Source organism: Campylobacter sp. RM12654, from assembly GCF_020137585.1.
GTDB lineage: Bacteria > Campylobacterota > Campylobacteria > Campylobacterales > Campylobacteraceae > Campylobacter_E.
Genome location: NZ_JACGAR010000008.1, coordinates 65101 through 75898, shown reverse-complemented (window position 1 = coordinate 75898; position 10798 = coordinate 65101). Strand labels below are relative to the sequence as shown.

The following is a 10798-nucleotide window of genomic DNA, read 5'->3' as shown; positions in this document are numbered from 1 at the left end:
CCTGTCTTATTTGGCTTAGATTAATAGTGCTATTTACATTTTTTATTTTATGTAGGCTAGAGTTTAAAAACCCACCCATATCACAAATATTTAAATCCATTTTTAACTCTCCTTTAACTAAACTTATATCGGTTAATTTTATTTTTCTTTAAGAGTTTTTAGTATTTATTTACTAAATTTTAAAAAAAGGAGAGATTATGAAGAAATTATTTTCATCTGTTATTTTATTGTTAGCTTTAAGCTCAGTTGTATATGCTGCAGGACACGAATATAAAAAACCAGTAAATCACTGCACGATTACTTGGTATGGCAAATTATATTGCAGCCCACATATCAATGATTAATCAAAAGAATTACGAATTTATTCGTAATTCATATATAAGTTTTACTGCATTTATAAAATACAAAATTATTAAAAATTAAAAGAATTTAAATCTACTTATTTTTTATAAATATACCTAAACCACAAATTAGCATAATCAATCAAAGCACTTCTTTTATTTTTTGCAAAAAACTCATCATATTCATTGATTTTTACATATACGCTTTTAATGAATTCTCCATTATCAACGCCGCCACCAACTCCTACAATATCATCATCACTAACCCTAGCAAAAAATAAATGTTGAGTATTTACCCCACTACCAAATCCTGTATAAAATTTATTAATATAAACTAATTTTTTAGGCTTAAATCCTAATTCTTCTATACATTCATCTAAGGCGATTTCTTCTAAGCTTTTGTTTTTATCAATTATCCCACTACATAATTCAACCGAAAATCCACTCTCATAATCTTTACAATTTTCGTAATAATATAAAGGTGCTCTAAATTGTTTTACAAATATAAAACTATCCTTGCTCTCGTGATATAACATAATACTAACAGAATCAAAAGACTTTATAAAATCCCAATCTACCTTATGCTCGTTTATAACGAAACTAGCTCTTAAAGGTTTTATAAAATCTGATTTTTTAAACTCAACTATTTTAAAATCACTTATATCAATTTTCATTCAAGCTCCTTTAAAACCTTAAGCCCTATTTCATCAAATTGTTTATTTTTATAATGATTTTGCATTAGATTATCAATACTTGCAGCAAAAATCATATAAATATATGACAAATCTTGAGTATTTAATGCTTTATAAAAATACTCATCATCAAGCCCGCTAGCTATAATATCTATAGCTTCTTCGTAATTATTAAACTCATAGCCTAATAGTTCTAAAAATCTTTTAGCATTTGAATTAACCACAAAAATAGGCTTTTTTAAAAGAAAATTACTAAGCATTAAAGCCGTATCAAAACCAATGCCTTTAATATCCATAATCCAATCAAAACTAGCATTATTAATAAAATCATCAAAACTGCTAAAATCATTCACAATTGCCTTTGCTAAATCGCTAATTTTTTTTGCTTTTGTATTATAAAATCCACTTGCTTTTATTAACTCGGCTAGTTCTTTTACATCAATTAAAGCAAGTTTGTTTATAGAATTTGAAATAGGAATTTCAACATTTTTTAATGCTTTTTGAGTGTTTTGCCACTTGGTATTTTGACCTATTAAAAGAGCTAAAAATTTTGAAAAATCATCATAATTTTGCCATTCATAAGAACCTTGTAAATTATGTTTTAATAACGCTTTAAAAATACTAGCTCCATTAATCATTCAAATCCTTTTTTAGTTCATAAAATTGTTTAGCGATACGACCATTTTTTGTGCCTTTTAAATTTGCAAATTCTAAAGCCTTAGCCTTTATCTCATCACTAAATTCATCTTTAAATAATGATTTTACAATGCTTAAATACTGCTCTTGGCTCATTGAATAAAAATTAAGCCATATTCCAAATCTTTCTTTTAAAGCAAATCTATCATCGCTTTCATCTTTAAAATCAGCGTCTTGATAATTTATATTACTTGATTTTAAAAGATTTTTATAATTTGAACTTAAAATAAACATTATATTATCACTTAATTTCTCGCATCCACCATCTAAAATCGGCTTTAATGCCTTAAAACTATCATCATTTATACTAAAGCTTATATCATCTAAAAATATTACGAATTTGTATTCTAATTCGCTTAAATCATCAATAATATATCTTAAATGCGATAAATCTTCTTTAAAAACCTCAACTATTCTTAAATCACTTTTAATAAATTCATTAAAAATAGCCTTGATTAAACTAGATTTGCCACAACCTTTTGCACCGGCTAATAAACAATGCTGATAGGCTTTGTTTTGTAAAAAATTATTCATATTATTTTTTAAGATATTAAATTCTTTATCCAAAAACAAAAGGTCTTTAAAATCAACCAAATCAAGGTTTTTAATAGGCTTAAAGCTACTAGTTCTTGCTCTATAACTAGCAGCTTTAAATTCTTTAAACAATGCTATCAAAACTAACTTCTTTTAAATCAGCCACACAAGCAATGTGCTTATAAATGCTATAAACTAATGCTAAGCGATTGTTTTTAATCTCTAAATCATCAACATTTATCATAACATTATCAAAAAACTCATCAATGATAGGTTTAAGTGCAAAAATCTTACCTAAATTATCGCTCACATCATCACTAAAACTAATATCTTTATAAGCTTTATATAATTTAATCTCATATTCATTACTTAATTTGCTTTCATCACAATATAAATCTTTACTATCTTTTATGATATTTGCAAGTCTTTTAAATGTTGAGATTTTGCTCTCATAATCTTTATCTTTTGCTAGATTTATAAGTGCTTTTATATTCTCATCAATTACTACTAAATCATTATTATTCACATTTAAAACCGCTTTTATAAAAGATGAATTTACACTATATAAAGCATTAAATCTATCTGTAATAAAATTAAGCAATTTAACTTTATCATAATCTTTATAAAGACCTTTAAACTCGTTTAATAAATCTAATAAATTAAATTTAACGCCTAAATCAATTAGAATTTTAATAATACTTAAAGCTGCTCTTCTTAATGCGTAAGGGTCTTTATTACCACTTGGAAGCTTGTTTATACTAAATAAAGCCATTAAAGTATCAAGTCTAGTTGCTAAGATTACAATTTTACTTAATTTTGTGCTTGGGATAACATCATATAAATATTGCTCTTTAATAGCAGTGCAAACTTCACTAGAATACCCCATATTAGCAGCATAATATGAGCCTACAATTCCTTGTAATTCAGGGAATTCGCCTACCATTTGTGTCCTTAAATCAGCCTTGCTAAGTAAGATTGCATCTTTTATATTTTTTGTATTTTCATAAGCAAATAATTTTGCTAATCTTAAGGCAATTTCTTCTTCTCTTTGTTCTTTTTGTGCTATTGTGCCTAATTCTTGCATATAAATTGTATTGTTTAATAATTCAGGTTGTAAGCCAAGTTTTAAGTCATTTTCCCAGAAAAACAACGCATCGCTAAGCCTTGCTCTTAACACCTTTTCATTACCTTTTTTTATAGTTTCTAAATCAGGATTGAATGAATTTGTAATTGTTATAAAATTATTGCTTAAAGAATTATCCTTATATACTGCAAAATAGCGTTGATTTTCTTTCATTGAAGTAATTATTACTTCAGGTGCAACTTGTAAAAATTCTTTATCAAAACTACCTAAAAGCGCTGATGGATATTCAGTAATTGCTACAACTTCTGCTAATAATTCTTCATCAATTTCAGCTTTTAAATTCCATAATTTTTCAATATTTCTTATCTCACTTAAAATGATTTCTAATCTATCTTTAGGATTTAAGATAACTTTGCCTTCTTTTAAAGTCTTAAAATACTCATCTTGGGTATTAAAAGATATTTTATCCATACTAATATTTCTATGAACGAAAGTGCTTTTACTTGATTTTAAGTTAAACAAACTTGCATTAATTAATTCATCATCCATCATAACGCATAGTCCAGTAATTGGGCGAATAAAACTAAAAGTATTTGCACCCCAACGCATACTTTTACCAAAATTAAGACTTGTAATAAAGCTTTCTAAAATATCATTTATTAATTCGCTAAATAATTTACCTTTTTCTATTTTTTCTACATATAAACAAACTTTTCCTTTAATTTCTTTAAAGCTAAGTTCGTTTTCACTAATATCTGCTTTTGCTAAAAAGCTCTCACCAGCTTTACTTAATTTCCCATCTTTATAGGCTACTTCTTTAGGAGCTCCGATTAATTCTATAACGCTATCGTTTGCTCTTTCGTTTGCTTTAAATGTAAAAACAAATCTTCTAGGAGTGTATAAAAACTCTAAATTACTAAATTCAATATTATTTGCTTTTAAAACTACTTCTAATTTATCTTTTATATTTGGTTCTTCTTTTAAAAAAGGAATTGCAGGTAATTCTTCTGTAGTTATTTCTATTAAAAACTTTCTCATTTTATCTCCTTAAATGTAAAACCTTGCTCTTTAAGAATTTTTCCAACTTCTTCTTGATGAGCTTTGCCTTTAGTCTCAAGTGTGATTGTAATATTTGCATCACCAAAATCAGTGCCTAATCTATCATAATCAACTTTTATTATGTTTGCTTGTGCGTCTTTTAAAGCCTTAGTTAAATCAAGTAATGCCCCTGCTTTATCAATTAAAGTTACGCATATTTGCATTTTTCTATAACTTTTAATAAGACCTTTTTCAATAATATTATTTAGCATTGTAATATCTATATTTCCACCACTTAAAATGCAAACTACATTGCCACTTAGATTAGGAATTTTGCCGTGCATTACAGCAGCTACACTTGCTGCTCCTGCACCTTCAACTACTTGTTTATGTTGCTCTAATAAAAATAAAACCGCATTAGCTATTTCTTCATCGCTAACCATAACCATATCATCTACATTGTTTTTAATTATATTAAAACTATCTTCATTAACATCTCTTACAGCTATACCATCAGCTATTGTTTTTACCTTGTTTGAGTTTATGATTTTACCTTCATTAAAGCTATTTAGCATAGCACTAGCACCCTTGCTTTGCACTCCTATTACTTTAATATTTGGATTAATTTGTTTTGCTGCACTAACAATACCGCTAATTAAACCGCCACCGCCTACTGGAACGATGATATAAGAAATATTGTTTAATTCTTCAATTAGTTCTAAAAATATAGTCCCTTGTCCTGCCATTACAAACGGGTCAGCAAATGGGTGAATAAAGGTTAGATTTTTAGTCTTTTCTAACTCTTTTGCGTAAGCGTAAGCTTCATCAAAATTATCGCCTTTAAGTATTACATTAGCACCTAAATTAGCTGTGCTGCTTACTTTATTTACTGGTGTTGATTCTGGCATTACGATATGAGCTGCTATACCAAACTTTGAAGCAGAAAAAGCTACTCCTTGAGCGTGATTTCCTGCACTTGCTGCAACTACTCCTAGTTTTTTTTGCTCTTCATTTAAACTTGCAATCTTATTATAAGCGCCCCTTATCTTATAAGCTCCAATTGTTTGAAGATTTTCACATTTTAAATATATATTATATTTATCATTTGATAAAAATCTTGAATAATTAAAAGGCGTTTTAATTGCCACATCATATACTTTTTCTTTAGCCGCATATATTTTGCTAAGCTCTATCATCTTTCTTCCTTTCTAGGTAAAATCCACACTCTAAATGCTCTGAATTTATAAATTGGTCAAACAAAACAAATCTTTTTAACTCGTGAGTTTTGTATAATTTTTCTAAATCTATTTTAGCCGTTAATGGATTGCACGAAATATAAATTATATTATCATAGTTTTTTACTAAATTAACACATTCGCCTAAGCCACATCTTGGCGGGTCTATTAAAATATGTGAAAAACAAAAATCATCTAAATTTAAATCTTTTAGCCTATTAAAAGTTCTTACCTTATTAAAAGCGTCTTTTACTTCACTATCTTTTAGCCTTGCTGTAAAAATATTATTTACATTATTTAATTTGCAATTTTTATTTAAAAATGTCACATTTTTTTTACTAAGTTCTGTTGCAAAAACTTTTTTAAAAAATGGTGCAAGTGCTAAGGTAAAATTACCATATCCACAATAAAGCTCTAATAAATCATCGCATTTTTTATCTTTAAGACAAGATTTTGCAAACTCAAGCATATTTTCATTCATACTTAAGCTAGGTTGGATAAAACACTCATCATTAAACTCATACTTAATACCATTGCTAAAATGCTCTAAAATATCGCTTGGATATGATATTCTTTGTTTTCTTGATTGCATTATTAAATTAAGCTTTAAATTAGTTAATTTGCTTAATTTTTCGTAATAATTTTCTATTTTAAATTCTTTTATGTCTTTATGATATAAAAGCAAAACATTTAAAGTATAAAAGCTCTTAAAAAATCTAATTTCAAATAATTTATCTTTTAAAACTTCATCTAAAGCCTTAAGTAATTTAGGCATAAATTCTCTTATCTCATCACATATAAAAGAAGTATCAAAATCAGTTATTTTTACCTTATCTTTAAACATAGCATAAGATATTTCGCCGTTATTTTTGTATAAAGCAAAATTAACCCTAGTTCTTAAGCCATCTTTATAAATCTTCTCGCAAGGAATTTGAAATTCCTTGCAAACTAAGTCAAATTTATTCAACTTTTTTTCCTATTAAGCGAAGTGCTAAGCTCATCATAACAACACCTAAAATAATTGTTAAATACACATTTAAGCCAAGACTTACAGGAATATATCCAAAAACTACGCTAATAGCACATACTAAAAGTGCATAAGGCATTTGAGTTTTAACATGCGCACTTAATTCGCATTTTGCACTCATTGCACTTAAAATTACGGTATCAGCTATCGGAGAACAATGGTTTCCAAAAATAGCACCTGTTAAAACACAAGAAATATTTATAACCATATATTCATGAAGTTCATTTCCACTCATACCAGCTTCAAGACCAACTGCGTGTGCAAGTGGGATTGCTAAAGGCATTAAAATACCCATAGTTCCATAACTTGTGCCTATTGCAAAACTCATAGCCGAGCCGATTAAGAAAATTAAACTAGGAAGTAATACATGCGGAGTTGAGCCTGATAGTAATTGAACTATGTATTTATGAGTGCCTAATTCTTTTACAATTGCAGCAAGGCTCCAAGCAAAAAGTAACATTGCAATTGTAAATATCATACTCTTCCAACCATGTAGCCAAGTCTCTACTGCTTCTTTGTGATTAATTTTTTTGCGAACTAGACCTAAAATAACTGCAACAACACTAGCAAATAATGCAGCTTGAAATAATGCCAAGCTTGAGTTTGCTTCACCTAAAGTAGTTCTTATCGCATAAAAACTTAAATAATTTTCTTCAATCTTGCTTAAAACATCTGCTTTATCAGGGTCATCTATAATTGCATTTAAACCACTAAAATAAAAACTTGCTAAAGCTGTAATAATAAGAGTTAAAATAGGAATTAAAGCATCACTAATTTTATGCTCTACTCCATCATTTGGTTTTAATTCACGCTCAAGTTCAGCTCCAACATCAAGTGCAGCTTCACTTACTATTCCTGCACGAGCATTTTTTTCAGCTATATACATTGAGCCAAATTCTCTTTGCTGAATAGCTGTTAAAACAACGAAAATTAGCATAAAGATATTATAAAATCTATAAGGAATTGTTTGCATAAATACTCCAAAAGCATTTACATCGCTAATTCCTACTAAAGAATAAGCAGTTTTAATAAGTCCAACTTCAATACCTATCCAAGTAGAAATTATTGCAATTCCTGCAACAGGTGCAGCGGTGCTATCAAGTATGAAGCTTAATTTTTCACGAGATATTTTAAACTTATCAGCAATTGGTCTCATAATAGGACCAACGGTTAAACTATTTGCATAATCATCAAAGAAAATACAAAGCCCTATAAGCCAAGTGCTAACTTGAGCTGAAACAGGACCTTTTACAAAACGAGTAAGCGCAAGTGCAACTGCGTTTATTCCACCCATTTTAGTAATTAATGCAACTACACCACCTATACAAAATACTTGCAAGATTACTCCTGCATCATCGCTATCTATCATAGCATCTAGCAAATGTTTTACTATATTTGAAAATGACGCTAAAAATAAATTTACCCAATCCATAAAAGATGGATTATTATAAGTAAATGTATAAGTATCATTTACAATATTTGCTGTGTAAAAATTAGCAAAAGCTAGAAGAAAAGTCCCCGTAAAAACACCTATAAATAAAGATAAAATTACTTCACGAGTAATAAAAGCTAAAATAATAGCCATTAAAGGCGGTAAAAGTGTTAAAACGCCATATAATTGCATATTGCTAACGCTTGTATCAGCTGCGTTTGCAAATATACTAAAAAACATTAAAAACAAAAATCTCATTTTAAATTCCTATTTTAAATTCTACATTCTTTTTGATACTAAACAAGCCGTAATAAAGGCAACAAATGCTACTAAAACTATATAAGCTCCACCACCGATTTGATATAAAAATGGTGGATTTTCACCAATTGCAACTTTGTTTAAAAACGGCAATAATATAGGAGTTATAAATCCTGCTATTGCGTAAGCTAGGTTGTAGCTAAAGCTAATTCCACTATAACGAATTTTTGCAGGGAAAATCTCAACCATAATTAAAGGTGTAAAGTTCATAAGTCCTGCACTAAGAGTTGCTAATAAATAAAAACTCACAAGTAAATTAATATCCTTGCCTATATACAACTCATAAAAATATAACGCACCAAAAACACCCCAAAGAATGGCAAAAATCTTATAAATCCTACTAATTCCAAATTTATCACTTAAAAATCCTGTTAAAACACAACCAATCATCATAGCAAGTATTCCATACATTTGAAGAAGGGTATTATCAACAGGGTCTAATTTCATAACAGCTTTTACGAAATTTGGAGCAATTAATAAAAATACAACCACACAAGCAGTTAAAACCCAAGTAACTAAAATAGAAATAAATATCCCAAATCTATGATTTTCTATAACATCTTTTATAGGAAGTTTTACTAAAGAATCGCTTTCTTTCATCTTTTTAAATACAGGAGTTTCATTTAAATATCGTCTAAGATATAAAGAGATTATTCCAAAAATACCACCTAAAGCAAATGGAATTCTCCAACCCCAATCCTTTAGCTCTTCAGTCGTAAAATTAAGCTGCATAATAAGTGCAACCAAACAACCAAGTAAAATTCCACCAACAACGCTTGAAGTTAATAAGCCTATAAATAGACCTTTTTTGTTATCTTCACTATGTTCTCTTACAAATACCCAAGCACCAGGTAGCTCTCCACCTATTGCCATACCTTGAAAAATACGAACAAATAAAAGTGCAATAGGGGCTGCATATCCAATTGTCTCATAAGTTGGAATAATAGCAAGTGCAAAAGTAGGGATTACCATAAGTAAAATACTTAGCATAAACATATTTTTTCTACCAAATTTATCTCCAAAATGTGCCATCACAACGCCGCCTAAAGGACGAGCTAGATAAGCTGCTGCAAATGCTCCATAAGTATTTAGCTCTTGCCAAAACGGACTAAGCGTATTTGGGAAAAAATGATGTGCAAAATAAGATGAAAAAAATACAAATATAATAAAGTCATAAAACTCAAGAGTGCCACCAAGTGAGCTTAAGGCTAGAGTTTTTACTTCTTCTTTGTTTAATTTTTTTGTCATATATCTCCTTTTTCGTAATTTAATTTATCTCTATTAATAGCCAATTCTTCATAAGCTTCGCTAATAAATTTATTTATTTGATAATCAAATGATGAAGTATGAGATAAACCTACAATTACTTGAACTTTAGCACCTTTTACTCCAAAACGATTTTTCATAGCTTCTTGCCTAACTTCATCTATATAACTCTTAACTACAACCTCATCTTCATTAATAATAAAAACTAAAAACTCATTTCCACTCCAACGAGATATGTATTTTTCATAGTTTTCACTATTTTTTCTTAATATATATGCAAATTCTTTTAAGACTTCGTTGCCTAATTCTGTTGTGTATTCTTCGTTAATTTTTCTTAAGTTATTAATCTCTATTACTATTACACTAGCTTGAGTAATTACATCTTCATCAGCATTATGCTCAAGTTTTGCATTCATAATTTCTAAGAAAGAATATTTATGATAAGTCTCAGTCAATGTATCAAAACTAGTAAGTCTTTTTAAATGGCTCTTTCTGTTTTCATCATTAACAAATCTAATAACCTGACCTAATTCCATAATAATTTGGGTAAAAAATATAGCACTAACTACGCAAATTATATTGATAATATATATAAATACTTGTCCTGGCTCTTGATACGCCTTGTCGCAATAGAAAAATAAAAATAAATATAACAAGAAATAAACAAAAGGAAATATAAAAATTAAAGCAGAATATTTTCTTAAATTAAGATAATAATAAGATGTAAGCATAATTAAATATAAATCAAATCCATATCCCCAACCAATACTTAAAGAAAAATAAGTAGCTGTAAAAATTGATTCTAATTGAAATAAATACCAAGCATAATGCCTAACGCTTATAAAATTTACTCTTATAATTTTTTTAAACAATGATGATTTAAAAGATTTTTTACCATTTAAAATCTTTCTATATCTATTATAAAAATAATTTTTTTCTCCAAAACTCTTATAAAGTTTTCTACCAACAAACAATAAGAATAAAAAAGCTAAATAATATAAAGATGTTGCAAAAATTTCATAAGAAGTAATTATAAAACCATTGTAATAAAAAATCAAACCAGTAAAAAATCTAGCAAAAAATAAAAATAGACTATTTACTAATATCAAAACTTCATATTTAACCACTTTAAACC

At 28.1% G+C, this 10798-nt stretch carries 10 protein-coding genes; 1 reads left to right on the top strand and 9 read right to left on the bottom strand.

All coding sequences use genetic code 11. The features are described from left to right. The first annotated feature begins 197 nt into the window (after window positions 1-197). The gene (locus AVBRAN12654_RS04175) at window positions 198-344 is read left to right on the top strand and encodes a hypothetical protein (protein ID WP_214149657.1); all 147 of its coding nucleotides are present in this window, start codon (window positions 198-200) and stop codon (window positions 342-344) included. A 95-nt stretch (window positions 345-439) separates the two neighbouring features. Here AVBRAN12654_RS04175 and AVBRAN12654_RS04170 read toward each other — a convergent pair whose 3' ends face one another. The 9 genes from AVBRAN12654_RS04170 to AVBRAN12654_RS04130 are packed head-to-tail and all read right to left on the bottom strand — an operon-like array spanning window position 440 to window position 10790. After that, window positions 440-1015, bottom strand: a complete 576-nt coding sequence (locus AVBRAN12654_RS04170; protein ID WP_442862315.1) for an NUDIX domain-containing protein — start codon at window positions 1013-1015, stop codon at window positions 440-442. After that, entirely contained in the window at window positions 1012-1671 is a 660-nt protein-coding gene (locus tag AVBRAN12654_RS04165) for a hypothetical protein (RefSeq protein WP_214149658.1), read from the bottom strand. Before AVBRAN12654_RS04165 ends, AVBRAN12654_RS04170 begins: the two co-directional genes overlap by 4 nt. Further along, window positions 1664-2404: a DUF815 domain-containing protein gene (locus AVBRAN12654_RS04160; protein WP_336608504.1), complete on the bottom strand. Its 741-nt coding sequence runs from the start codon at window positions 2402-2404 to the stop codon at window positions 1664-1666. The genes AVBRAN12654_RS04165 and AVBRAN12654_RS04160 overlap by 8 nt, the downstream gene beginning before the upstream one ends. Next, complete coding sequence (gene glyS / locus AVBRAN12654_RS04155; protein ID WP_336613994.1) at window positions 2388-4385, bottom strand: glycine--tRNA ligase subunit beta; 1998 nt, start codon at window positions 4383-4385, stop codon at window positions 2388-2390. The genes AVBRAN12654_RS04160 and glyS overlap by 17 nt, the downstream gene beginning before the upstream one ends. After that, window positions 4382-5581 (bottom strand): threonine ammonia-lyase, encoded by a 1200-nt coding sequence (gene ilvA, locus AVBRAN12654_RS04150; RefSeq protein ID WP_214117444.1) that lies wholly within the window; start codon window positions 5579-5581, stop codon window positions 4382-4384. Before ilvA ends, glyS begins: the two co-directional genes overlap by 4 nt. Beyond that, on the bottom strand, window positions 5568-6587 hold the full coding sequence (locus tag AVBRAN12654_RS04145; protein WP_336613993.1) for a tRNA (uridine(54)-C5)-methyltransferase TrmA: 1020 nt from the start codon (window positions 6585-6587) through the stop codon (window positions 5568-5570). The genes ilvA and AVBRAN12654_RS04145 overlap by 14 nt, the downstream gene beginning before the upstream one ends. After that, window positions 6580-8337 carry a Na+/H+ antiporter NhaC family protein gene (locus tag AVBRAN12654_RS04140; protein ID WP_214120477.1) on the bottom strand — a complete coding sequence of 586 codons (1758 nt, stop codon included), beginning with the start codon at window positions 8335-8337 and terminating at the stop codon, window positions 6580-6582. The genes AVBRAN12654_RS04145 and AVBRAN12654_RS04140 overlap by 8 nt, the downstream gene beginning before the upstream one ends. A gap of 21 nt (window positions 8338-8358) precedes the next feature. Beyond that, window positions 8359-9645 carry an MFS transporter gene (locus AVBRAN12654_RS04135; protein WP_336607161.1) on the bottom strand — a complete coding sequence of 429 codons (1287 nt, stop codon included), beginning with the start codon at window positions 9643-9645 and terminating at the stop codon, window positions 8359-8361. After that, a complete protein-coding gene (locus AVBRAN12654_RS04130; protein WP_214117448.1) occupies window positions 9642-10790 on the bottom strand; it encodes a GGDEF domain-containing protein in 1149 nt (382 codons plus the stop codon). The genes AVBRAN12654_RS04135 and AVBRAN12654_RS04130 overlap by 4 nt, the downstream gene beginning before the upstream one ends. Window positions 10791-10798 lie beyond the last annotated feature (8 nt).